The sequence below is a fragment of the Asticcacaulis sp. genome (assembly GCF_035497195.1).
Taxonomy (GTDB): domain Bacteria; phylum Pseudomonadota; class Alphaproteobacteria; order Caulobacterales; family Caulobacteraceae; genus Asticcacaulis.
On the sequence record NZ_DATJDZ010000002.1, the window covers coordinates 48208 to 73831 of the forward strand.

18 protein-coding genes are annotated in these 25624 nt (G+C 59.3%); 10 read left to right on the forward strand and 8 right to left on the reverse strand.

The window, feature by feature from the left end:
- The first annotated feature begins 144 nt into the window (after positions 1-144).
- On the forward strand, positions 145-7650 hold the full coding sequence (locus tag VL130_RS00230; protein ID WP_325359832.1) for an ice nucleation protein: 7506 nt from the start codon (positions 145-147) through the stop codon (positions 7648-7650).
- 1 nt (position 7651) lies between these two features.
- Here the strand turns inward: VL130_RS00230 and VL130_RS00235 are convergent, their stop codons facing one another.
- Entirely contained in the window at positions 7652-10897 is a 3246-nt protein-coding gene (locus tag VL130_RS00235) for an autotransporter outer membrane beta-barrel domain-containing protein (protein ID WP_325359834.1), read from the reverse strand.
- A 197-nt stretch (positions 10898-11094) separates the two neighbouring features.
- On the opposite strand from VL130_RS00235, the gene VL130_RS00240 reads away from it, so the two are divergent.
- The gene (locus tag VL130_RS00240; RefSeq protein WP_325359836.1) at positions 11095-11448 is read left to right on the forward strand and encodes an arsenate reductase; all 354 of its coding nucleotides are present in this window, start codon (positions 11095-11097) and stop codon (positions 11446-11448) included.
- Here VL130_RS00240 and VL130_RS00245 read toward each other — a convergent pair.
- The 3 genes from VL130_RS00245 to VL130_RS00255 all read right to left on the reverse strand — a co-directional run bounded on the left by VL130_RS00245 (position 11441) and on the right by VL130_RS00255 (position 13285).
- Positions 11441-11815 carry a DUF2147 domain-containing protein gene (locus tag VL130_RS00245; protein WP_325359838.1) on the reverse strand — a complete coding sequence of 125 codons (375 nt, stop codon included), beginning with the start codon at positions 11813-11815 and terminating at the stop codon, positions 11441-11443. The genes VL130_RS00240 and VL130_RS00245 overlap by 8 nt on opposite strands.
- Positions 11816-11879: 64 nt before the next feature.
- The gene (locus VL130_RS00250) at positions 11880-12671 is read right to left on the reverse strand and encodes a siderophore-interacting protein (protein ID WP_325359840.1); all 792 of its coding nucleotides are present in this window, start codon (positions 12669-12671) and stop codon (positions 11880-11882) included.
- Positions 12672-12673: 2 nt separating this feature from the next.
- Complete coding sequence (locus VL130_RS00255) at positions 12674-13285, reverse strand: PadR family transcriptional regulator (RefSeq protein WP_325359842.1); 612 nt, start codon at positions 13283-13285, stop codon at positions 12674-12676.
- Between the two features lie 248 nt (positions 13286-13533).
- Between VL130_RS00255 and VL130_RS00260 the strand changes: the two genes are divergently transcribed.
- The 8 genes from VL130_RS00260 (at position 13534) to der (ending at position 21238) form a co-directional block, all read left to right on the forward strand.
- Entirely contained in the window at positions 13534-13914 is a 381-nt protein-coding gene (locus tag VL130_RS00260; RefSeq protein ID WP_325359844.1) for a DUF6249 domain-containing protein, read from the forward strand.
- A 33-nt stretch (positions 13915-13947) separates the two neighbouring features.
- Positions 13948-14526 carry a sigma-70 family RNA polymerase sigma factor gene (locus VL130_RS00265; RefSeq protein ID WP_325359846.1) on the forward strand — a complete coding sequence of 193 codons (579 nt, stop codon included), beginning with the start codon at positions 13948-13950 and terminating at the stop codon, positions 14524-14526.
- Complete coding sequence (locus tag VL130_RS00270) at positions 14523-14960, forward strand: hypothetical protein (protein ID WP_325359848.1); 438 nt, start codon at positions 14523-14525, stop codon at positions 14958-14960. Before VL130_RS00265 ends, VL130_RS00270 begins: the two co-directional genes overlap by 4 nt.
- A 154-nt stretch (positions 14961-15114) precedes the next feature.
- A complete protein-coding gene (gene panB, locus VL130_RS00275) occupies positions 15115-15939 on the forward strand; it encodes a 3-methyl-2-oxobutanoate hydroxymethyltransferase (protein ID WP_325359850.1) in 825 nt (274 codons plus the stop codon).
- 145 nt (positions 15940-16084) lie between these two features.
- Entirely contained in the window at positions 16085-16816 is a 732-nt protein-coding gene (locus VL130_RS00280; RefSeq protein ID WP_325359853.1) for a tetratricopeptide repeat protein, read from the forward strand.
- Between the two features lie 70 nt (positions 16817-16886).
- The gene (locus VL130_RS00285; RefSeq protein WP_325359855.1) at positions 16887-18293 is read left to right on the forward strand and encodes a PQQ-binding-like beta-propeller repeat protein; all 1407 of its coding nucleotides are present in this window, start codon (positions 16887-16889) and stop codon (positions 18291-18293) included.
- A 9-nt stretch (positions 18294-18302) separates the two neighbouring features.
- Positions 18303-19544 carry an ABC transporter permease gene (locus VL130_RS00290; RefSeq protein WP_325359857.1) on the forward strand — a complete coding sequence of 414 codons (1242 nt, stop codon included), beginning with the start codon at positions 18303-18305 and terminating at the stop codon, positions 19542-19544.
- A 44-nt stretch (positions 19545-19588) separates the two neighbouring features.
- A complete protein-coding gene (gene der, locus VL130_RS00295) occupies positions 19589-21238 on the forward strand; it encodes a ribosome biogenesis GTPase Der (protein ID WP_325359859.1) in 1650 nt (549 codons plus the stop codon).
- Positions 21239-21275: 37 nt separating this feature from the next.
- Here der and VL130_RS00300 read toward each other — a convergent pair whose 3' ends face one another.
- From VL130_RS00300 to VL130_RS00315, 4 genes are all read right to left on the reverse strand, one after another.
- A complete protein-coding gene (locus VL130_RS00300) occupies positions 21276-22610 on the reverse strand; it encodes an aminotransferase class III-fold pyridoxal phosphate-dependent enzyme (protein WP_325359861.1) in 1335 nt (444 codons plus the stop codon).
- An 84-nt stretch (positions 22611-22694) separates the two neighbouring features.
- Positions 22695-23435, reverse strand: a complete 741-nt coding sequence (locus tag VL130_RS00305) for an SDR family NAD(P)-dependent oxidoreductase (protein WP_325359863.1) — start codon at positions 23433-23435, stop codon at positions 22695-22697.
- 15 nt (positions 23436-23450) lie between these two features.
- On the reverse strand, positions 23451-24962 hold the full coding sequence (gene purF / locus VL130_RS00310; RefSeq protein ID WP_325359865.1) for an amidophosphoribosyltransferase: 1512 nt from the start codon (positions 24960-24962) through the stop codon (positions 23451-23453).
- Positions 24963-25017: 55 nt separating this feature from the next.
- A complete protein-coding gene (locus VL130_RS00315; protein WP_325359867.1) occupies positions 25018-25518 on the reverse strand; it encodes a CvpA family protein in 501 nt (166 codons plus the stop codon).
- Between the last annotated feature and the right edge of the window lie 106 nt (positions 25519-25624).

Sequence of the window (25624 nt, forward strand, 5' to 3'; positions counted from 1 at the left end):
TTATTTTGCCGTATTTCTCCTCGAACGTGATATATGGGTGCTAAAGGCGGGTGAGTAGGTGTAAAATACACCTGGCTTCTGAAATTGCAGGCTGCGCTGCCCCTTTCAATCGACAACTTGAGAGTAGCAGGGAAGCGAACGCGCGTGGTCTCATCCGTTTATTCGTCATACAGCATCAGTCAGATCGCCGCCTTGTCGCCCGCCGCCGTCGGATCGATGACGGCAACGGATATTGCCTCGCTTTCGGGAACACAGATTTCGGCCTTTGGCGTCGAGGTCATTCAGGCGCTGAACGCCACGCAACTGGCGGCGATCTCCACGACCCAGATGAAGGCGCTGACGACGACGCAGATCGCCGCCTTCACCGCCAGCCAGATGACCTTCTCCGGCAAGCAGTTGTCGGTGCTGCTCGAAGCCCAGATGGAGGCGTTTGGGGTCGAGGAAATCGCCGCCCTGACCACGCAGCAGATTCAGGGCCTGACTGCGGCGGATATCGGCGAATTGTCGACCCAGCAGTTTGCCGTTTTGTCGCCGGCCCAGCTTTCGGTCCTTTCGATAGCGCAGATGAAGGGCATGGACGCCGATCAGCTTGACGTTTTGACGACGACGCAACTGGCCGCCTTTTCCTCGACTCAGTTGTCCGGCTTGAATTTGACGCAGATGAAGACGCTGCCGGCGACGATCATCGACGCCATGACGACGACACAACTGGCCGGCCTGACCTCGACTCAGATCAACTGGATGGGACCGGCCGGACTGAGCGTGCTCAACGCTACGGATTTCGCCAGCCTGTCGGCTACCCAGATCAGCGGCATGACGACGACCGAGGTGCAGTCCCTGACCACGACGCAACTGAATGCCCTGACCTCGACGCAGATCGCCGCCCTGACCTCGGCCCAGGTCAAGGCGCTGACGGCCGATGAACTTAACGGGTTGAATGCAGAACAATTGAAGGGGTTTAGTTCCACTCAGGTTTATTATTTGCAGGCCAGCCAGATCGGGCAGGTCACGACGACTTTCATCAATACCCTGAACGACAGCCAGTGGATGGCGATTTCCGCAACGGCGCTCAGGGCGATGAGCAATGATCAGGTTGAGAGCCTGAGCGCCGCCCGCGTTGGCCTGATTACCGTGACCCAGATCAGGGGACTGGCTGAAACACAGATAGACGCCCTGTCTTCGGTGCAGGCCGCCGCCTTGACCGAAACGCAGATATCGGCGCTCACCATTACCCAGATCAAAGGGCTGGACACCTCGCTTCTGACCGGGCTGTCAGCCACTCAGATCGGCGCCCTGACGCCGGTCCAGTTGTACGCCCTGACCGACCGCCAGGTCTACAGCCTGACCGAGACGGAACTCGGTCTGCTGCGCACGGATCAGATCAAGGGCCTAAGCCTGACGGCGGTGCAATCGCTCAGCACCACGCAGTTTCTGGCGCTGGGGTCGACGCAGCTCAATGCGCTCACCGTGACGCAAATCAAGGGCCTGACGGCCTTCGATATCGGCGTCATGACCACGACGCAACTGGCCGGCATCAGTTCCACCCAGATCGCCGGAATGGCGACCTCCCAGATCAGCGAACTCAGCCCGGCGCTGATCGGCAATCTGACGGTGACGCAGATCAAGGGGCTGACCGCCGCCGGTGTTGGTGTGCTGAATGAGGCGCAGCTTCAGTCGCTTTCCGTGGCGCAGCTCAGTAACCTGACAGCGACCCAGATAGGTGGCCTCGGTCAGGATATCATCAGTTCGATCACCGACACGCAACTGGCGGCCATGACGGCCGGGCAGATGTCCGCCTTGAGTTCAAAAGCGCTCCAGGGGTTGACGCCGGAACAGATTGGCAGCCTCAGTAGTACGCAATTGCGCGCCCTGACAGTCACCCAGATCGGCTATCTCAACGAAGACCAGATCGCCAGCCTGACCCTGACCCAGATAAGCCTTCTGACCACCGCCCAGGTCAAGGGATTGACGGCGGCGGATATCGGATCGCTTTCCAATACCCAGGTCAACGCCCTGTCGACAGCCCAGTTGGCCGCCCTGACACTGGCAGCAATAAAAGGTCTTAGCGAAGCGCATATTACCGGCCTGACCACCGCCCAGATCAAGGCCTTGCCGGCGACGCTTATCGCGGCCATGACGACGACCGAGATTTCACAACTCAGTACTACGCAACTGGCGGCTCTCGGCACGGACCAGTGGGCGGCCATGACCGCGGGTCAGATCAGTGCGCTCAGTGATGATCAGGTGGCGTCATTGACGACAACGCTGCTGCGATCGCTGACGACGACCCAGTTACGCGGGCTGAACGCCACCGATATCGCGGAACTGAGCAATACGCAGATCGCCGCCCTGACGGAAAACCAGGTTTCCAACCTGACCGCAACCCAGGTGGCCAGCCTGTCGGCGGAGGACCTGACGGCCCTTACGACATCGCAGTTGATGGCGCTGACCTCGGTGCAGATCAAGGCTTTGAGCGCCGATCAGATTGCCTCCTTCAACCCCTCGGACCTGGGGCGATTCAGCGCCACGCAATTGAATAACCTGACCGCGGTGCAGATCAGGGCGCTGACGACCGATCAGATATCGCAACTGACCACAACCCAGATATCAGCCCTGTCCACGACGGGATTGAGCGGTCTGAGCGATACCCAGGTCGCGGCGCTGACCTCGACTCAGATCAACGTCCTGACCACGAAACAGATTTCGGCGCTTACCACCACGGCGGCCGCCAGCCTGACGATTGATCAGATTGGCAGCCTGAATACGACGCTTCTGCGTGCCATGACCGCGACCCAGATCGCGGCCTTTTCCAATGATCAGATCGCTGCCCTGACCACCTTGCAAATAACGGCCCTGGCGACCAACCAGATCAAGGGCATGACGGCGACCCAAATGGGCGCAATCAGTGATACGCAACTGGCGGCGATAACATCCACCCAGATGAACGCCCTGACCTTCACTCAACTCGCCGGCATGAGTTCCGACAAGATATCGGAGCTTAGCGCCACCCAGCTTCTGGGCCTGAGCGTGGGCGCTATTGCGGGCCTGAGCGGGGATAATCTGTCCGGCCTGACCACCACGCAGATGGGGCAGCTTTCGACCAACCAGATCAAGTCCCTGAGCGCATCGGGTCTGTCCAGCTTCACGACCGAGCAGGTTACGGCGCTCAGCACGACGCAAATCCGCTATATCAACGGCACGGCTTTAAAAGGCCTTACTGCGGAGCAGCTTGACGCTTTCGACACGACCACGCTGCAAGCCCTGTCAACGACCCAGATCCGGAGTCTCAGCGCCACCCAGATTTCAGAACTCAATCCGGATGACCTGGCCTCGCTGACCACCACCCAGCTCAAAAGCCTGACTGTTACCGAAGCCGCCGCGTTAAGTGGCGATCAGATGGCGGGCCTGGATACAAACCAGGTTGGCAGCCTGACGACCACACTGATCATGGGCCTGACGGCCACAGCGATCGGCGGATTGTCCGACATACAGATGGCGGCCTTGAGCACCAGCCAGATTGCGGCGCTTTCCAAGGCAGGCATGGGTGGGCTGAGCAATACGCAGATATCGAGCCTGACCGCGACTCAGATCGCTGTTTTCAACACGACCCAGATTGCGGCCCTGACCGGTGATCAGATAGCAGGCCTGTCCACCAGTGCTCTGGCGGCGCTGAGCCTTGCGCAACTGGGCGCCTTGACCGCTACCCAGATGCAGGCGCTGACCAACGATCAGGTGGCCGGCCTGACCACCACGCAGATCGGCGCGTTTTCGGCGACGGGGATAAGCGGGTTGAGCGGCGGACAGGTGTCTGCCCTGACCCTGACACAACTGGCCGCGATGAGCACCAAGCAGATTGCGGCGCTCAGCACCACCGGCATTGAAAGCCTCTCCACGACGCAGTTGCGCGGCCTGACCACCACGCAGTTCAAGGCCCTGACGGCGGCGCAGATTTCGCAACTCAGCGAAGATCAGATATCCGGGTTGACGCCTGCGGAAATCGCCGTCCTGACCACGGGACAGATGGCGGCCCTGACGGCCACCGAAACGGGCGCAATAACGGCGACGCAGCTGTCCGTGCTGACAGCGACGCAACTGGCGGCCCTGACGGTGACGGCCTTCAGCGGCCTGTCGGCGGACCAGATGGGGCAGTTGACCACGACGCAGTTGAATGGTCTTGCCACCCAACAGATTGCCGCCCTGACGGAAGACGAGATTTCCGGTCTGACCGTAACGGTTCTGCAAGGCATGACCACGACCCAGATCAGGGGGCTGACCGCGACAGGCCTGGCCGCCCTGAACGCGGCGCAACTGACGGCGTTCAGTTCCGCCCAGATCGGCGCTTTAACGACGACCGCACTGGCCGGATTGAGGGAAAGCCAGGTCAACGCGCTGACGGATGCGCAATTGAGAGCCATGACCTCAACCCAGATTGGGGCGTTGACCTCGACGGCCCTGGCCGGCCTGACCTCCGGCGACATCGGGCTTCTGACGACGACGCAGATCAAGGGGCTGACGGCGGCGGAAATCGGTTATCTGTCCACAACCCAACTCACGGGATTGTCGGGCGCGCAGGTGGCGATTCTGACCACAGCCCAGATCAAGGGGCTGACGGCCGACGAGGTGGCCAGCCTGAACGCAACCCAGATGGCGGCGCTGGACAAGACACAGGTCGCCAGTCTTACCGAAGCCGGGATCAGCGGCCTGACCTCGACCCAGATATCGAACCTGACGCCGAGCCAGTTCGCCAGCCTGACCTCGACCCAGATCGGCGCCCTGACCGAAACCCAGGTGAGGGGGCTTTCAACGGAACTGCTGACCGGATTGACCGCGGCGCAGATTTCGGGATTGACCACCACCGGTATCGCCGCCCTTGAAGATACCCAGATCGCGGCGTTGACCACGACTCAGATCGCCAGTTTGAGCCTGACGGCTCTTGCCAGCCTGTCATCCGGGCAGGTGGATGAACTGACCACCACCCAGTTGCACGCCCTGAGTTCGACCCAGATCGGCGGTCTTTCCGAAACCGGTATTATAGGATTGTCCGTTACCGACTTTGCCACCCTGACGACGACCCAGATCAAGGGGCTGAGCGGTACCCTGATCGCCGCCCTGACCACGACGCAGGTAGCCGGGCTGACCACAACGTATATCGCCAGTTTCTCGACAAGCCAGATGGGCAGCCTGGCCTCCACCCAACTCGAAGTCCTGACCGGCGGGCAACTGAGCGTCCTGACCTCGACCCAGATCGGCGCCCTTGCGACGCTGAGCCTGGGGGGACTGACATCGGAGGGCGTGGCAGGCCTGACCACCACCCAGCTTCGCGGGCTGAGTTCGACGCAGATCGGCTATCTCAACGAGACCAATATCAAGGGGCTGACCACAACCCAGTTGATCGCCCTGACCACCACCCAGATCAAGGGGCTGAACGCTACCGAGGTCCAGGCCTTGTCGCAGACCCAGCTATCGGCCTTTTCCGCCAGCCAGCTTTCCGCCATTTCGACGGACGGCATCCAGGGCCTGAACGACGACCAGATCACAGGCATGACCCTGACGCAACTGGCGTCGATGACCTCGACCCAGCTTGGTTCGCTGACCACCAGTCAGGTCGCGGCGCTGAACGCCACCCATCTGGCGACCCTGACGACGACACAGCTTCACGGCCTGACCCAGACGCAGATCGGCGCGCTCAATCCCGATGAGATATCGGGCCTGACGACAACGGCTCTGGCCAGTTTCTACACGCCCCAGATCGCCGGACTGACCTATACGCAACTGGGCGCCCTGACGACGGCGCAGATCGGGGCACTAAGGACGACCCAGGTCGCGGCTATCGGCGCGGAGGCGATTGCCGGCCTGAACGAAACCCAGATAGACGCCCTGACGACGACGCAGATTTCTGCCCTGACGGCCACACAGGTGGCGGCGATGGAGACAGAGGATGTGGCGGATCTTAACGTCACGCAGATCGCCGCTTTCAGCACGACCCAGTTGACAAGTTTGACGACGACACAGATCGGCAACCTGACGACCACACAGGTCCAGGGGCTGACGACCACGCAGATCGGCAATCTGACGACGGTGCAGCTCAAGGGGCTGACGACGACGGAAATGGCGGTTCTGACATCCACGCAACTCAAGGCGCTGACGACCACCCAGATGTCGGCCTTGTCGGTGACGGCGGTCAGCGGCTTTACCGAAACTCAGTTGCAGGCCCTGACGACAACCCAGTTCAAGGCCCTGACCTCGGGGCAACTCGGTGCCTTGGCGGCGACCGGCATGGCGGCGCTCACCACGGCGCAGTTGGAAATCCTGACCTCGACCCAGATGGCGGGCTTGAACGCCACGGAAACCTCAGCGCTGACAACGACGCAACTGGCGTCGCTGACCTCAACCCAGCTTTCGGGCCTCTCGACCACCGGCATGGCGGGATTGACGGCGGAACTGGTCGCGGCGCTTTCGACCACCCAGATCAAGGGCTTGAGTTCTGGCCAGCTTTCGGGGCTTTCGACGACCTATATCGGCGCTTTGACGGCCTTGCAGGTCGCCGCGCTGACAACGACCCAGCTCAGGGGCCTCGGCGCGGATCAGATGGGGGCTTTGTCGACTACCGACATCATGGCCTTCAGCACCAATCAACTGGCGAGCCTGACGACGACGCAACTGACGGGATTGAATTCGACCGAAATCAATGCCCTGAGCACGGCTCAATTGGCGGCCTTGAGTTCCGGACAGATCAGCGGTCTGTCCCGGAACGGTCTGTCCGGTCTGACCGCTAGCCAGACGGCGGCGCTGACCACGACGCAGATTGCCGGCCTGACTCCGACCCAGATGGGCGGGCTGTCCACCACCGTTATCAACGCCCTGACCCAGACACAAATTGCGCAATTGACGACGGCGCAATTCGGCTCCCTGTCCGGCACAGGTGTGGCCGCACTGCTTGAAGCCCATATCGATTTTATTACCGCAACCCAGATCGCGTCCTTGTCGAACACCGGTATCAGCGGCATGACGGCGACGGAAATGGCGTCACTATCGCTCGATCAACTGGCGGCCTTCAACTCCACACAGATCAGCGCCCTTTCGACGGATGCGATCAGCGGCCTGACCGAAACCCAGATCGAGGCCCTGACACTGACGCAACTGGCCGGGCTGACGGCGACGCAGGTCGGTTCCCTCTCGGACGCGGATATCGCCGCCCTGGGCGCCACGGAAATCGCTTCGCTGACAACGACCCAACTGGCCGGGCTGGTGCGGATGCAGCTTCGCGCCATGACAACCGCCCAGATCGCCGCCTTGACGACGACGCAGGTCGGCAGCCTGTCGGAGACCCAGCTTTCCAACCTGACCACCAATGCCATCGCGGCGCTGACGGTGACACAGTTCAAGGCGATTTCATCCGGCCAGTTCGGCGCCCTGACAGTGACGCAGCTCGATTATCTGTCACCCGGTGAAATGGCGGCTATTTCCGGCATCCAGATCAGTGGCCTGACGACAACGACGATGGCAAGCCTGGGTACGACTTTCCTGACAGGGTTGAACACCTATCAGATCGAGGCGCTGACGCCGCAACAGATCAGCTATCTGACGCCGGCCCAGATCGGCAGCCTGTCGGCTATCCAACTGGCGGCGCTGATGGCGGCTCAGGGGTAGTTTAGAACTGGAAGCGCGTGCGCAGCGAAACCGAGGTATTGGTGTATTCCGGCAGTTGCTGATATTCGGCTTCGATCGAGAAATAGCTGTAGGGATTGTCAGCCGACAGGCGGAAACCCGCGACCGGGCCGCCGCCCTCGATATTGCCGCCCACCAGGGTGAAGCTGTCGCCGCCGGTGAAGTTCGCCACGGTGTCAGGCAGGGTAGCCGATAGGTTTTGCTTGTAGCCGATCCACAGTTCTGGTTTCAGAAAAGAGGTCTTGTAGCTGAGGTTCAGCAGCGCCGTCGAGGTCAGCAGGTGGCCATCACGTTCACCCACGGTCAGGTCGAAATAATCGCCGCCGCCGCTTTCCGCGTGCTTGTTTTCATTGAGTTGATAATAGTCGATAAGCACTTGCGGCGTGACGCCCCACTTGCCGAGATTATAATCGTATGAAGCGCCGGCGCCGCCGCTGACCGAGTAACCGTCCCATTTTGCTGTCGCTACATGACTGACGGTCGTCGTCAGGATGTTGCGGGTGCTCTTGAAGGTGTCGTAACCGGCGCCGGCGTGCATCCAGGCTTTCAGATTGCTGGTGTTGAGCCGCCAGTAAACGCCCAGGGTCAGGTCGGAATTGGACAGCCCCTCGGCCGCTAATGCAAAGGTATCGCGTGGCGAGGCGGAGGTGATCGACAGATAGGTGCCGACCATCTGATTGCCGTAGACCTGTTTTTCGCGGCCACCGGCAAAGCTGAATCCGGTCGATTTGAAGCCGGCCGTATCGCTGTATGAGCGATTGATGCCGTAGCCGTATTCCTGGAGCCAGTACTGGCCGCCGTTATTATCAGGAACAAGCGTGAGATTGCTGAGGGAGCGGTTCAGCGAGGCCGATCCGACCGAAAGGGAGATGAGGTTTTCGCCGGAATAGTCAGGCAGGTACTGGTTATAAATCTGATCGAAGGCGTCCTTGTTGGTCGCCGCCAGTAAGGATGACTTGGCGCCGGTGTCCTCGGCGACAACAGCCAGGACGGGCATAAGGGCGGCATATTGGTTAGCCGAATATCCGGCTTCGCCTTGCGTCTTCAGCCGGAAATTGGCGGTAAGCACCGTGTCCGTATCGTTGAGCGTCAGGTCCGAATGGTAGAGATAAGGAATATAACCATCCAACGTCGAGGTGGTCATATCGCCCAGATCGATACTGGAACCGGTCAGGATCGTGAAACTGGTCGGTGTGGTCAGGATCTTGTCGAGCGTCAGATACAGCCTGGCGCCGTTATCGAAAACCGCCGCGCCGGAGCCGGACAGGATCGGCACGGTCGGTGTCGCGGTGGCCAGCGTCAGGGCGAGCGCACTGTCTGAGCCGACATGCAGGCTGCTGACCTTCACGGCGCTGCCGACGAGCAGGCCGGCGCTGGCACCGCTGTCGATATCCATTGATATTTCGCCATCGGAGGTCAGTTTGCCGAGGAAAACGGCGTCATTGGTCAGGGTGAAACTACCGGCGCCCGCGCCATAATCAATATTGCCGTAGATGTAGCCCCCGGACGATGACAGGGCGTCATTACCGGCGCCGAAGAGGATATTGCCGTAGATGTAAGGCGCGGCGATAGCCGTATCGTCGTCGCTGTCGGTCGCGTTATTGTCGACCTGGGTGATGGTCACGCCGGTGGTATTGGCGCTGAGGTCAATGGCGGTGGCCTTGCCGGTGATCGCGTCAGTCGTGCCGTCGCCGTCGTCGTCGGTCGCGGTGATGGTGGCGCTGATCGTGCCGTTATTGGTGATAGAGGTCAAGGTGCCCGAAGCGTCGGAAATGGCGGTGGCGCTGCCGGTCGAGCCGGAAGATGAGGCATAGATGCCGGAACTGGCGGCGACTTTGACAGCCGGCAGGCTGGCGCCCGCGGCGATACTGACGGCAGTCGCCTTGCCGACATTGGAGACGGTATAAACTGTGTTGCCGTCGGTGTCCTCAGCCGAGGTCAGGTATCGCGTTGTCGTGGCGGTAACGGTGCCATTGATATCGAGCCGGGGCGTGGTGGCGCCGCTGAGCAGGGAAATGGAAGTGGCGTCCCCCCCATAGGCACTGGACGTGACCGAGCCTGTTACGCCGATGCCGTTGTCGATCGTGGTGGTGTAGCCCGTGCCGCCGATTTGCAGCGCGGTTGCATCGACGCCGGGATGCACGCCATAGGCCCCGATAGAACCGCGATTGAGCAGGCCGTAATTGACGGATGGCGGATCAATGGAGGTCGAGGCGTAGGTCAGGCCGCCCAATGTGATATTGCCGGTAGTCGAACCGATGGCCAGGGCGGGAGCGGAGCCATATTGCGTCAGGCTGGCCGTGGATTGCGAGGTGTCAACAAGGCCGTCCCCATCCTCGTCAGCATTGTCGTCATCCGTGCTGGTGACTGACGAACCGAGGAGGACGCCATTAGCGACATTGCCGGCGATGGTCACCAGCGGGCCATCTTGCAATAGATTATTGGCCGGGATCAGGTTTTCGTAAATAGCCTGGGTAAGCGCCGAGGTCGAGCTATAGGCTGTGCCGCTGTAGCTGCCATCGATGATCAGATTACCACCAAGATCGCCGGTCAGTTTGATGGCTGAGGCGTTTGCGCCAAGCGTACTGACCGAACCGGACAGGTAGACATTACCGGTGACGCCTTTTTCGAGAGAGATTCCGATTGAATTATCGCCGATCAGGGTCATGGCGCCGTCATAGGTGAAGGCGCCCTTGACCTGGTTCTCAAAGCGGATGCCGTAAGACTGGTTGCCCTCCACATCGATGGCGGAATCGCTGGAAATGTATACATCACCGACAAAAGGCGACGCGCCGGTGGAGCGGATGCCATAGCGGCCGGTGCCTTCGGCCCAGGGCGAATCGGTATAGCCGTCTTCGCTGCCGTCAAGGCTGGTGGTATCCGTGGCTGTGTAATCGTCGGTGACGGTGATATCGCCGGTCAGGGTCAGGCCTTTTGTGCGGTCGGGGAAATCAGTGATCAGAATACCGGTTGACCCCGAATCGGAACCGGACATGGCGATACTGCCTTCAAAATCGAGCATATTATTGCTATCTACGGTGATCGCCGTACCGCTGGTCAGGGTGATCGAGCCATCGGACGTCACGGTCAGATCGCCGGATGTGCTGGTGAGCAGGGGCGTGGTCGTCGCGGTCGAGACCGACGTTTCGGCAAACGCCTGTGAGATCAGGCCTCCGCCACCGAGGACCAGTCCGAGGGCTGTGGCGGTCAGGAGGGTATGTTTGCGCATGATGTCGGGATTCCAATTTTCGTTTACGGGCCGTGCACCCGGCGCGAAAATGAAAAATCAGAACGGCTCTATTAAGTCTGCTTTGATGCAGGCCTGACATTCCACGACAAGGTTGAAATGAATGGCCGGTTCAGGGGGAGGTTGGGTGTGTGAAATCGTCATTGGACGGCAGGCAAAAAAGCGGGCAATTACTGGGTATGACTTTGATTCTTTACGGCATACCGAACTGCGATACGGTGAAAAAGGCGCGCGACTGGCTGACAGCCAAGGGCGTCGTCTACGATTTTCATGATTACAAGAAGGCCGGCATCGATGCCGCTCATTTGAAAACGTGGTCTGAAAAGATGGGCTGGGAAAAGGTGCTCAACCGCGCCAGCAGCACCTTCAAGGCTCTGCCGGATGAGGCGAAGCAAGACCTGGACGAGACAAAGGCCATTGCCCTGATGATCGCGCAGCCGTCGATGATCAAGCGCCCGATTTTCGAGACAGATGGTCAGGTTATCGCCGGATTCAAGCCAGACAGCGCCGAATTGAAGGCGCTGATTAGTTGACGCGTGTCCAGGTTTCGGACCGGCAGATGCGGTCGCCGAACAGACATTCCTTACTGTATAGCATTGCGCCTTCCAGCGTCAGGGTGGCGGAATAGGTCTTGCCTTCCTTGGGGCTGTACGCCTTGCCCTTCCAGCCCTTGGCGCCATCGCGGACCAGATCATAGAAAATCCTGTCACCGACCCGCGCTTTACTTTTCATGCCCGGATTGAGCCAGGCGATCTTGCCGCAGACGCCGCCGGGGCAGGGCGCGAAAGCGATGCGCACATGCCCGTTGCTGCGCTGCCATATGCCCGGCAGGTCAGCCGCCTGAACCGTCGCCGGCATAACGAGCGCGAAAACAAGAATAAATAACGTCAAAAAACGCATGACCGAGGCCCCAGGTATTTGGCTGTATTATACGCGCTCTTGCCTTCGCTTTGGTTAAAAAAAGTCAGTCGCCGATTGTATCATGCGCGCCAGCGTCGCCTTTTCGCCAGTAACCGGACGCCTTGATCCATTGCGGATTAACGCCATGATCATCGATCAGCTGTTGACGGATCAGCTTGGCCTGAGCGCTTTCGCACGCCACCCAGACGTGGACATCACCTTGCGGCATGTGCATCCCCTTGAGCGCCTCATTGAGGCAGTTGGCGTGACCGGCTTGACGGTAGACCCAATGGACGGAAACGTCGGCTTTTGTCTCAAAATGCAGGCGATCTTCCAGCCCATCGACTTCGGCCACCACGCAGACCTTGGTGCCGACTGGTAACTCCTCAAGCCGCCGCGCGATGGCGGGCAGAGCGGTATCGTCGCTAATCAGCACATAGCTGTCATAGGCAAGCGGAATCAACATTGATCCACGCGGGCCGCCAATATTCAGGATATCACCAACCTTGGCGTTGAGCGCCCATGACGTCGCGGGGTCGGCGTCATGCAGGGCGAATTCGATATCCAGGGTCTGGCCATCGAAACGCCGGGGCGTGTAATCGCGCATGATTGGCTTAGGCCCGTCACCCGGTGGTATTCCCGGTTCCGGCAGGGTCAGGATGCCGGTTTCCGGATCGGGGAAGAATAGCTTGATATGGTCATCAAAACCCAGGCTCTGAAAGCCGTCAAAGTCTCCGGCAAGACTGACGCGCCGCAGGCGGGGCCTGATCGCCTTCACCTGGGTCACGGTCAGTTCGCGGCGCCGGGTCTCGTAGCGGACGCGGGTAACCGAACGCCCATCGGTCAGTGTGTCCATGGTTACAGTCTTTCGATCTTTTTGGCGGTTTCATCGATCAGGTCGACAACGGCCTCGATTTCGATCTTGTTCATTGGGCGCAGTCCGCGGGTCCGCAGGGCGGCCTTGAGATTAGACATGGCGCGGAAGACAGGGGCGTAATCGTCGTGCTCGGTGCGCTGACCGTCCATCATTGAGAATAGCTGATCGACCTGCTCGGCCTTTTCCGCCAGATGAGCGATGCCGGCTTCGGTGATGGTAGCGGACTTGCGGCCGTCTTCGCCAGTGGCGATGGTGATAAAGCCTCCATCTTCCAGCCAACTCAGGGTTGGGTAGATGACGCCGGGGGAGGGGCTGTAGGCGCCATTAAAGCGTTCTTCGACGGCCTTGATCAGTTCGTAGCCGTGGCTGGGCTTTTCGCTGATGAGTTTGAGCAGTACCAGCCGCAAACCGCCATGACCAAAGCCACGCCCATCGCGGCCACCGCGCATCCGATCGAAATCGCGGTCAAAACCTTCGCGGCCGCGGCCGCCAAAGAAACCGCCACGACCGGGGCCGCCAAAGCCGTCCCGATGGCTATGAGTACGGTCAGTGCCAGCGCCATGTCCGCGACGATGAAAAAACATGCCTCGCATTTGAGGTCTCCTTTGTTATATATAGTTCGTAGCTAGATATATCGAAATATTAAACACGCCCTATCGCAAGATTTGTCATTTCGATATGAATTAGATATATCTGAGCGATATCTTTTACAAGAGGCACCGCAAAATAATTTGATTACGGAAACTTAATGCGAATCCGTGCATCCGAAAGGCAGGTCTCGCGCCTCTTATAAACAAAGGGCCAGTTCAGACTGGGCCGCAACCTTACACAGGAGTGCATTATGGATTGGGATAGCGCTACAGGCCTCATCGCCGTCATTATGATTTTTGGCATGCCGGTCTTTGTCGTCGGAATCATTTTTTTCTTTATCTACCGCAGTCGCCAGGAAACGCAGAAGACCCTGCGCATGGCCATCGAGAAAAGCGACAGTCTGCCGCCCGAATTTCTCGACACACTGAAAAGCCTGCAAAAAAAGCCCAAGACCCCGGCCACCGATATTCGTGCGGGACTCATCCTGATAGCCATTGCTCTGGGACTTGTCGCACTCGATTTCATCAAAGGCGGATATGTGCTGGGTAATCTGTCGGGTGTAGCTGCCATTCCGGGTTTCATCGGTGTCGCCCTGCTGATTCTCGGCATCATCGGCAGCCGTAAAGCCTGAAGCCAACAGCGGCAACCCGGAGAGACTCTGCATATGGGCCTGACAAGCGACAAGCTTGATCTGACGCGGCAGTCCGATGTCGATCTCGTACGCCTGTGCGCGGGGGGCGACAAATCGGCTTTCGCTGAACTGGTGCGCCGGCACGGCAGCCTGTTACGGACCCATATCCGGCGGATGGGTGCACAGGGGGCTGACGCTGACGATATGGCGCAGGAGGCCTTCATGAGCGCCTATGAACATCTGGCCGAATTCCGTTTCGACGGTCCCTTCATCGGCTGGCTGAAGCGAATCGCCTCCCGCCGCTATCTGAAAAAGGTGCGGGCGAACCACAAATACCTGCTGACCGACAATATGAGTCTTTTTGAGCCTGAGCCGGGGGCCAATGAAGATGAATTTCGTGCTCATAATCTCGATGCGGCCTTAAATCGCCTCAAACCTGTGGAACGTCTGTGCGTGACGTTGAATTTCAGCGGTGACTTGTCCCATCAGGAAATCGCCGACGAACTCAAGCTGCCGCTCGGTACAGTCAAAAGCCATATCAAGCGGGCGATGGATCAGTTGAAGACGATTCTGAATCCCACACCGACTCCAGCACTGGAAACCGGAACATGAGCGATATGAAGTTAGATGACGGCGATATCCGCGATCTGTTCGCGGCAACGCCTGTTTATACAGACGCACCGGCCTTCGAGGCGCGCGTGATGCGCGGCCTGCGGCTGAAACTATGGCTGCGCCAGGGAGTCATTGCGCTGGCAGGTCTGGTCGGCGGGCTTTATGCGCTGGCGCAGTTTGTGCGCGTCCCCAACTGGACCATTGGTGAAAAAGTGCTGAGCGGCAGCAAGATGGCGCGCGTTGAAACCGACCAGACCTTCCGTGCAGGCGTAGAGTTTTTTGATGTCATCGGCAAGAATGCCGTCAACCTGTTCTATTCATCGATGCACTATCTCGGCATTATGCAGACCCCGGTCTTCTTTTGGGTCACTTTTTCCCTATGTTTAGCCTGTCTGGCACTGTATTACGCCTATTCACAAGAAGAAACCATCTAGCGGTTCTGGTGGTCTGTAAATCGCCGTCTATCTGCGATCCGGTGCTCACGTATAGAAATACGCTCCGCTCCGGTTCTCAATAGCCAATGATTTTCGACTCACCATAACGCGCTAGCTGCCAGTGTGTTTTGCACGCTAAACGTGAGAGTGAACCTTGAGCAGCCAAACCGCCCCCAGCCGCACCAAGCGCGTGACCGCCCCAGAAATCCAGGCCCGTAAGGGCCAGACCCCGCTGGTCGTGCTGACCGCCTATACCACGCCAATGGCGCGGATCATGGACCCGCACTGCGATATCCTGCTGGTCGGTGACAGTCTCGGTATGGTGATTCACGGCCTGCCCAACACCATCGGGGTCACCATGGAAATGATGATTCTGCACGGTCAGGCCGTTATGCGCGGGGCTGAAAAAGCATTCGTCGTGATCGATATGCCGTTCGGCTCTTATGAAGCCGGCGTCGAGCAGGCCTTCGCTAATGCCGTGCGCCTGCTGAAAGAAACCGGCGCCCAGGCGGTGAAGCTGGAGAGCGGCCCGACGGTCGCCGACACTATCCGTTACCTGACGGCGCGCGGCATCGCCGTGATGGGCCATGTCGGGCTGCGGCCGCAGGCGGTCAATGTTGACGGCGGGTTCAAGGCCAAGGGCCGCACTGAGGCCGAACGCCAGAAGGTTATCAAGGAAGCGCAGGACAGCGAAGCTGCCGGCGCGTTCTCCATCGTGGTTGAAGGCGTGGCGGCGGATCTGGCCGGTGAGATCACCCGGCTGGTCCGTATCCCGACCATCGGGATCGGCGCTTCGGCCGATTGCGACGGCCAGGTTCTGGTGACCGACGATATGCTGGGCCTGTTCGACTGGACGCCGAAATTCGTCCGCCACTATGCCGATCTGCGTACAGAAATCGGCACGGCGGTGGAATCCTATGCGAAAGATGTCAGGGCGCGTAGCTTTCCCGCCCCAGAAGAGACATATTTTGCTAAATAAGTAGAGTTAAGAGATTTTTGGGGGAGGGCGTCATGGCCGCGCGCTGTATCCGGTTGCGTTAACCCGTGCCAAGGGTTAGGTTCGCGCCGAATTGGAGCGTCTGACAGGCATTCCCCCGACGATAATAATGGATAAAGGATTCGCCGTGAGCGACATTTTTGACGAAACCGAAGAGAACCTGCGCGCCGATAAATGGGTCGGCATCGTCAAGAAAACCTGGCCGTGGGTGGCTGGTGTTCTGACTTTGGCCCTGGTGATCGCGCTTGGTTTCTGGGGCTATGAAAGCTGGCAGGCCAATATTGCCGCCAAGGCGTCAGAATCTTACGGACAAGCCGTCGAGTCGCTCGGCAAGGGCGACAAGGCCGTGGCAAAAACACAGCTTGAAACGACCGTGAAGGCTGGCAATGCGACTTACAAGGCCCTGGCATTGCAACAACTGGCCGGTCTGGCTCTGGAAGAGAATAAAACCGCGGAAGCGCTGGCCAATCTCGATCAGGCCGCCAAGGCGTCGAACAGCCCGCTGATCAGTGATGGTGCGGCACTGAAAGCGGCCCTTTTGGCGATGGATACCAGCAGCCTTGCCGATACGCAAAAGCGCCTGACCCCCTTGATGAAGGAAGGCCGGCCTTTCGTGGCGATGGCCAAGGAAGCGCTGGCTATGGCCAAGCTGCAAGCCGGTGATATCAAAGGCGCCCGCACGGATTTGCAGGTGCTTTCGGTGACGCTCGGCACGCCTGATGGCGTCAAGCAGCGCGCCAGCGCCTTTGTCGCCGCTATCGATTCCGGCGCCATCGGCACGGCTCAGGCCATGATCAAACTGCCGGAAGCGCCCATGCCGGTGATGCCGCAAATGCCGCAAGGCGCGCAGGCTCAATAACCTTTTGGCCGGGCGTCCGCCGGTCACATTCAGAATTCTTGTTATGGAAAACCCGCATATGAGCTTGTCGATGGTTGATTTCAAAGGCGCCAAACGTAAGGCCGCCAGCCTGCTAGTCCTGGCGGCGGTGGCTGCCATAGGTTTGAGCGGGTGCGCGACGGCGAGCAAGCTGAACCCGTTCAAGGATCGCAACAGCAATCAGGGCGCAATTGCTTCGCAAGGTAAGCGCATTTCCATCGTGGCTTTCGATCAGAAGCTGCAACCCTCCAAGAGCCTGAAAGGCCTCGGCTATTATCTGCCGCCGGCCGCTGTGGTCCCGAACTGGCCACTGGCCAGCGGTCCGGCGACACTGGTGCAAAACGCCGCTTCCGCCAAGCAGTTCAAGGTTGCCTGGAGCAAGTCCATCGGCGCCGCCAGCAAGGGGCCGACCGAAGTGCTGGCCCAGCCGGTTTCGGACGGGCAGTTGATCTATACTATGGATGGCGAAGCGCGCGTTTCGGCGCATGAGGTCACCACCGGAAATCAGGTCTGGAGTGTTGACCTCAATCCGAAAAACAAACGGGATAAGACAGCCTTTGGCGGCGGTCTGGCGCTGGCTGACGGCAAGCTGTACGTCACATCCGGTTTCCGCTTCGTTGAGGCGCTCGATGCCGCCACCGGCGCCGAAGTGTGGAAAAAGGCGGTCGATACCCAGCTTCACGCCGCCCCGACCGTCAATGCCGCCTATGTTTTCGCCACTGACGTCGACAACCAGATTTTCGCCTTCGATCGCACGACGGGTGAAATGGTCTGGACCTATCAGGCCATCGCCGAACCGGCGCGTTTGTTGAAATCGTCGGCCCCCGTCGTTTCCGGCGACGTCGTCTATGCGCCATTCTCTTCCGGCGAACTGGTGGCATTGAATACCGCCACAGGCGACCCGATCTGGCAGCAGGTCCTGGCGCAGTCGAACCGCACCAACGCCCTGTCGGAAATCCGCGACATTTCGGGCCGCCCCGTGCTTTATAACGGCACTATCTTCGCCGCCAGCCATTCGGGTGTCTTCCAGGCGATGGACGCCAAGACCGGTAATCCGGCGTGGAAGGTTGATACCGACAGCATCAATACGCCGTGGGTGGCCGGGGACGTCGTTTTCCTGGTCAGCCTGCAAGGCGAGCTGATCTGCGTCAGTCGTGAAAGCGGTCAGGTCTACTGGATCAAGGACCTCAACGAGGGCTTCCAGAAGACCAAGAAAGGTTTCTTCGGTCTGGGGCGTGAGAAGAAGGTCGGTAAAATCCCCTTGTGGGCTGGCCCGATTCTGGCCTCTGACAGACTTGTGATGGTCAATTCGCTTGGGGAAGCCGTGGCTTTCGATCCCAAGACCGGTGATCGCCAGGAAACACTCAAGCTCGGCGGTGCGGCCTTCATTGCGCCGATCGCGGTCGGCGACAAGCTGTTCGTCGTGACCGATGACGCCAAGCTCGTCGCCATCCAGTAATTGCGCCTGATGCCCGGCTTTCTTTTCAAAGGCTGGGAATTTGATCTGGCGGTCAGATATCTGCGGACCAAACGGAAGAATGGCGGCATAGCGGTTATCGCTATCCTGTCCTATGTCGGCGTCGCCCTTGCGGTCACGGCGCTGATTGCGGTCATGTCGGTGATGAATGGCTTTCAGGGCGAGATCATGGGCCGCTTCCTGACCTTCAACAGCCATGCCGATATCTCAGGTCCGGTGATCAACGATAGTTTGAACCGCGAGGCCATGCTTTCGCGTCTCAGGGCGGTGCCGGGTGTTGTGGATGCTGCGCCCTATGTCGAATCATCGGCCCTGGCCGAGAGCCGGCTGACCAGCGCCCCGGCTTTTGTACGCGGCGGTAGTGGGGAAAGTCTGCGACGGGCAGGGATAGGCCGGGACCTGATCGCCGGTTCGTTTGATGCTTATGCCGATGACGCGGTGCTGATCGGCGAAGGCGTAGCCGGCAATCTGGGGCTCAGGGTGGGTGACCAGATCGTGCTGACCGTGCCTGGCGGTCGATCCGCGGATAATCTGGCGGCGGAGCGCCGGGCCTACACGGTGGCGGGGATATTCAGTTCCAAAGTTGCCAAGATCGATCAAACCTATATCTATATGCCACTGGCGGAAGCCCAGGCCTTTCTGGGGCGTGACAGCAAATGGGATATGATCGAGATCCGGGTACGCAAGCCCTATCGTATCGAGTCCGTCATGCCGCGCCTGCAAGCGGTGGCCGGGGAGAACGCCAAAATCGAGAATTGGAAACACCGCGACAGCGTGATCTGGGGCGCCCTGAAATTTGAAGCGGCCGCCATGCGGGCGATCCTGTTTTTCGTGACTATCATCGCCGCCATGAATATCGTTTCCGGCATCGTCATGCTGGTGAAGAACAAGACACGCGACATCGCCATCCTGCGCACCATAGGCGCTGGTAAGGCCTCGATTACGCGGATATTCTTCCTGGCGGGCGCCTTGGTTGGTGCGGCCGGCACCTTTACCGGCCTAGTTGTCGGTGTAGCGATCGTCACCTTTATTTACCCGCTCCAAAGAGGCCTGGAGTGGCTTTTCCATTTTAGCTTCGCTATGGGCGATATGGCCTATCTGCCGGCCAGTCTGCATGTCGGGGAAACCCTGTTCGTGGTCTTTGGCGCTTTCATCGCCACCAGCCTGTGCACCCTGATTCCGGCGCTGTCGGCGGCGCGGCTGGAGCCGGTTGACGCCCTGCGATACGAATAACGGTTTTAAGTGGCTATTTAGGCGTTTTTCGCTATAAGGCGGCCATGCCTTTAAAAATTGCTATTGTCGGCCGCCCTAATGTCGGCAAATCGACCCTGTTTAACCGCCTCGCGGGCAAGAAGCTGGCCATCGTCGATGACCAGCCCGGCGTGACGCGCGACCGTCGCTACGCCACCGGCCGCATCGGTGACATCGACCTGGAACTGATCGACACCGCCGGTTTTGAAGACCTGGCCGATCTCAGCCTGGAAGCCCGGATGCGGATGCAGACCGAAAAGGCCATCGATGAAGCCGATGTCGCCTTCTTCGTCGTCGATGCCCGCGAAGGCGTGACGCCGCTTGATCGTATCTTCGCGCAGATCCTGCGCATGAAGGACAAGCCTGTTCTGCTGATTGCCAACAAGGCCGAGGGCAAGGCCGGCATGTCCGGCGCGGCGGAGGCCTATCAACTGGGCTTCGGCGAACCCTTGCATCTCTCGGCCGAACATGGCGAAGGCATCGGTGAACTTTACGATGAGGTCGAAAAGTACCGCCAGCAGTTTGAAGGCGACTGGATTGTCGATGAGGAAGAAACCGAAGACGAGGACGACGACACCAAGCCGATCCGCATTGCTATCATTGGCCGGCCCAATGCCGGTAAATCGACCCTGATCAACAAGCTGCTCGGCGAGGATCGTCTTCTCGTCGGCCCCGAAGCTGGCATCACCCGCGATTCGATCTCGGTCGAATGGGAATATGAAGGCCGCACCATACGTCTGGTCGATACCGCCGGACTGCGCCGCAAGGCACGCGTGCAGGAAAAGCTGGAAAAGCTGTCCACCAGCGATACGATCCGCGCCATTACTTTTGCCGAGGTTGTGGTTCTGGTGATGGACGAGGCCAATGCCTTTGAAGTGCAGGATCTGCAAATCGCCGATCTGGTCGAACGCGAAGGCCGCGCACTGGTCTATGCCGTCTCCAAGTGGGATCTGGTCGAAAATCCGCAATCGCGCCTGACCGAAATCCTTGAGGTGTCCGAGCGTATGTTGCCGCAGTTGCGCGGCACGCCGCTGGTAACGCTCTCCGGCGCGACGGGTAAGGGGCTGGAACGCCTGATGCCGGCGGTGCTCAAGACCTATCGCAACTGGTCGGCCAAAATCAAGACGCGCGACCTCAACGACTGGCTGGCCCTGGCGATCCAGAGGCATCCGCCTCCCGCCGTCAGCGGCAAGCGCATCAAGCCGAAATACATGGCCCAGACCAAGGGGCGTCCGCCGACGTTTGTGCTGTTCGCCGCACGGTCATACGCCATGCCTGAGCATTATACACGATATCTTATCAATAGCTTGCGTGAATCTTTTGACATGCCGGGTGTGCCGATCCGTCTGACGGTGAAGGCCAATTCGACTAATAATCCGTTTGTCGATGGTGATACCTCGGATGGCGGTAAGCCGGCCGGTTTCAAGCACGTCCGCGCCCAGCCGAAGTTCAAGCCTGGTGAAAAGCCGGCGCACCCGAACCGTGTCCGTCAGAAGGCCAAGGGTACGGTAGCGGCCGCGCCAAAAGTCAAGGTGAAGGACCGGGCGGAAGTCAGCAAGGCGAAGGCGGTGAAGGCGAGAGCGATGGGGCCTAGCACCAAGCCGGGCGCCGCAGGGCCAGGCGGTCGCGCTAAGGCCAAGCCGACGAGATCGACCAGCAATCGCGGTAAGCGTTAAAAAAAACCTCCCAGGTGACTGGGAGGTTTTTTTCACTTCAAAGCTTTTCCAGAACACGTGCCAGCTTGACCAGCATGGCGTCGATATCATCCAGAGTGACATCGAGCGGTGGCCGGAAGCGGATGCTGTCGGTGCCGGCGCCCAGGATCAGCAGGTTTTCACTTTCTAGTGCCAGATCGACCAGACGGCCCTTGTTGCGGCGGTCATTGACCGTGAACCCCTGATAAAGACCCAGGCCACGGACATTACTGATCAAATCAGGGAAGCGCTCAACCAGTATATTAAGTCCATCGAAGAGGTGTTTGCCCTTGGGGGCGACCTGTTCCAGCAAGCCTTCATCCTCGACGATTCGCCATTCCTGAACGAAACGAACCATATCGGCAAGGGTGCCGCCCCAGGTCGAATCGAGCACACCGATGTCTTCCATCGGGTTCAGCATATAGACCGCGCCATTGCCAAATTTCTTGGCGACGGCGATGGCTTGCGGCGGGTAGGGCACATCGAACAGGTCGATGGAGAAGACGGCGCCGGTCTGGCCACCGGAGGTTTGCACCTCGTCGAGACCCCAGCCGACATCATATTGATGACACAACCGCGACAGGCCTTGATAGAAGCGCGGCAGGGCGAGGCGATGGCCGCCGGCGCCTTGTAGCGGTTCAAGAATGACGCCGGCGATCTCATCCGGATGCTCGCGCATGAAGGCCTCGATCAGGGTCAGGCAGCGATCGACCTCAAGTTCGTTTTCAGCATTGGAACGGCGCGCATCGTATTCCGGAAAAGGCACCTGAAGATTGCCGTGGATAATGCCGCGGAAATCCTTCGTCGCTACCGGATCGTGCGACAGGTTGGTGATATTAAGCGCAAAGACGGTACGGCCGTGAAAGGCCTGTTCAAAATAGATGAAGCGGTGATTGAGGGCCGTCTTGCCTTTGGCCTGCTGCTTGTGATTATGCAGGTTTATCAGGTACTTCATCATATTTTCGACGGCTTCGGCGCCGGAATTGACGGCGTAAACCTCGACATGCTGATCACGCATACAGATGGGCGCCAGCCGGTGCAGCAGGCGATAATAGGCCAGGCATTGCGGTGTCAGGAAATCCGGATTGGCCATCTTGTTATTGGCGGCCAGCACCAGTTCGCGGGCATATTCAGGCTCAAACAGGCGCGGATGGTTGTAACCGAGGAGTTTGGAACCGTAGAGGCCGCACCAGTCGGTGATGCGGTCGCCGTCAACGGTTGCCAGGGTTATACCCAGGCTGTTGGCCAGATCAACAACGAAGGGATATGGCTCGGCAATGACGTATTTGCCGAGTTCTTCAAGCATCGAGGCGCTTTGCGCTTTGGGATAGGCGGGGGGCGTATGGCTGTTCATTCAGCCATTTTGAACCGATTTGTTACAAAACGAAAGCGAATTTACTCAAAATGATCGTTATTCTGATCAATTTGATGGGGGCGTTCAGGCAAATTGGGCGCTTTTAAGCTTCCAGTCAGGGAAATGAACCGTTTCCAGAGGCGGCGCTTTGCCGGGATCGGCCAGTTCGAGGATCAGCGGCGCGATTTCATCGGGCAAAGGCACGCTCTCAGGCTCTTCGCCCGGATAGGCGGCGGCACGCATACGGGTTCGCATGGCGCCCGGAGACACAATAGCGGCACGGATCGGGGTAATCTCGATTTCGTCGGCCCAGGCGCGGACCAATGTTTCCATGGCTGCTTTGGTGGCGCCGTAAGGCCCCCAGAAAGCGCGGCCTTCAATGACACTGCTGCCTGTGGTCAGGAAGATGGCGCGTCCGGCGGTTGATTGGCGCAGAAGGGGTTCCAAGGCGCGCAACAGCCGGTAGGTGGCGCCGAGGTTGACCGCGACAATCTTGTCGAAGTCCTTCGGTTCATGATGGGTTACCGGGCTGAGCGTACCGGAAATGGCGGCGGCATGGACCACCACATCGATACGTCCGAAACGCTCGAAAAGCACGGAACTGAGGCGGTCAAACGCATCATTATCGGTGATGTCGAACGGAATGAGCGTGGCGTGCTGGCCAGTGGCCGCGAAGACTTCATCATCCAGTTCTTCCAGAGCCGCCTTGGCGCGACCGCAGGCGATGACTTGTGCGCCGGCCTTGGCCAAAGCCAGCGCACAAGCGCGGCCGATGCCCCTTGAAGCGCCGGTGACAAGGGCGATACGGCCGGTCTGTGCGGTCATCTGTAGTCCTGTATTTTAGTAGCTGTTGGCGAGCAGGGAGAGCTGGGCGCCGGCATTTTCGCCTTCGGCTTCCGCGCCTTCGCGGTCGGTCAGGCGGGTCGGATATTCGCCGGTGAAATAGTGATCGGTGAATTGCGGGTTTTCGTTGTCGCGGCCCGAATGTCCCATCGCCTTGTAGAGACCATCGACAGAGAGGAAGCCGAGTGAGTCACATTCCAGCTTCTGGCGCATTTCTTCCAGGGTGTGATTGGCGGCCAGCAGTTTTTCACGATCCGGCATGTCGATGCCGTAAAAATCCGGCCACATGATCGGCGGTGAGGCCGAGCGCAGGTGGACTTCCTTGGCGCCGGCGGCGCGGACCATGCGGACGATCTTCACCGAAGTGGTGCCGCGCACGATCGAGTCATCGATCAGGATAACCTTCTTGCCTTCGAGCACGATACGGTTGGGGGCGTGCTTCTTACGGACGCCGAGATCGCGGATGCCCTGGGTTGGCTGAATGAAGGTCCGGCCGACATAGTGGTTGCGGATGATGCCCAGTTCGAACGGCAGGCCGGATTGTTCGGCAAAGCCGAGTGCCGCCGGTACGCCGGAATCGGGCACGGGCACAACGAGATCGGCGTCGGCGGGATGCTCGATGGCCAGTTGGCGGCCCATGCGCTTGCGAACGTCGTAGATCGACTTGCCGTTCACAACGCTGTCGGGGCGGGCGAAGTAGATATATTCGAACAGGCAGGGGCGGGCCGATTTAACGCCGAAGGGCTTGTAAGAGGTCAGGCCGCTGTCGTCGATCTGCACGACTTCGCCATGCTCAACGTCGCGCACGAAGGTGGCGCCGATCATATCGAGCGCGCAGGTTTCCGAAGCGAAGACATAGGAGTCACCCAGTTTGCCGATAACCAGCGGGCGGATACCGAGCGGATCGCGCGCACCGATGAGCATGGAGCGCGTCAGGGCCACCAGGGCGAAGCCGCCTTCGATATGGCGCAGGGCGTCCATGAAGCGATCAATGATCTTTAGCGAGCGCGAACGGGCGACCAGATGCAAAATGACCTCCGAATCGGAGGTCGACTGGAAGATGGACCCTTCGCTGACCAGTTTGGTGCGCAGGTGCATGAAGTTGGTGAGGTTGCCGTTGTGGGCGATGGCGATGCCACCGTCATCCAGGTCGGCGAACATCGGCTGGACATTGCGGATGAAGGCGCCGCCAGCCGTGGAATAGCGTGTGTGGCCAATGGCGGCGCGGCCTTTCAGGCGGGCGACCACTTCGGGCTGGGTGAAGACATCGCCGACCAGGCCATGTTCGCGTTCGGTATAGAAACGCTTGCCGTCACAGGTGGCGATGCCGCAAGCCTCTTCGCCGCGATGTTGCAGAGCGTGCATACCAAGGACGGTGATGGCGCTGGCGTCATCTATGCCATAGACGCCGAACACGCCGCATTCGAGGCGGGGGCGGTCGTCGTCAGAGTCGCGGCTTGTTTGGGCGGGATCGGTGAGAGCAGACAGTTCAGGCTGAGACAACAGCATGGAATCTCTTTTCTAAAACGCAATGACCGACCGCTGGGGAGACCGGAGGGTCAGATTACTGATTGTCCTCAACCACCTTGTTGGCGACACCCGTACTTGCCGGAATGAAGGCCTGGATGATCTTGGCGCATTTGACGCTGAGCGGATAAACCTTGGCGGCGCGAAACCAGTGAGGTTGCCGGTCAATAGGCGTCACCGCGGAAAAAATCAAATGGAATACGCCCAAAACCACCAGTGTACGGAAGATTCCGATGCCGATGCCCAGAACGCGATCGAAGGTATTCAAGGCCTGCTGTTTCTGAATCCTCTCCGAAAGGGCATGACCGAGAAAACGAATGCCGAAATAGATCAAAAGGAAGATAACAAAAGCGGCGATATAGCCGGTTACGGTATCGAGGTGGAAACTGTTGGTGATGAAGGGTTTGGTGACAACGGAAACGAACAGCGCCAGGAAAAAGGAGATGAGATTGACCAGTTCCTTGGTGCCGCCACGCACAAAGCCTGCGAAACACGATATGGCCAAGATGGCCAGAAAGATGAGGTCGTAGGCTTGCATGTTATCCCCCATATGTGATGGCGCCGGCCGTTTTCCAGTCCTGTCCGCGTTTTTATTGAGGACTGAGTGCGCAATAGCGTCTGTGTCCACTCATACCATTCGCGCT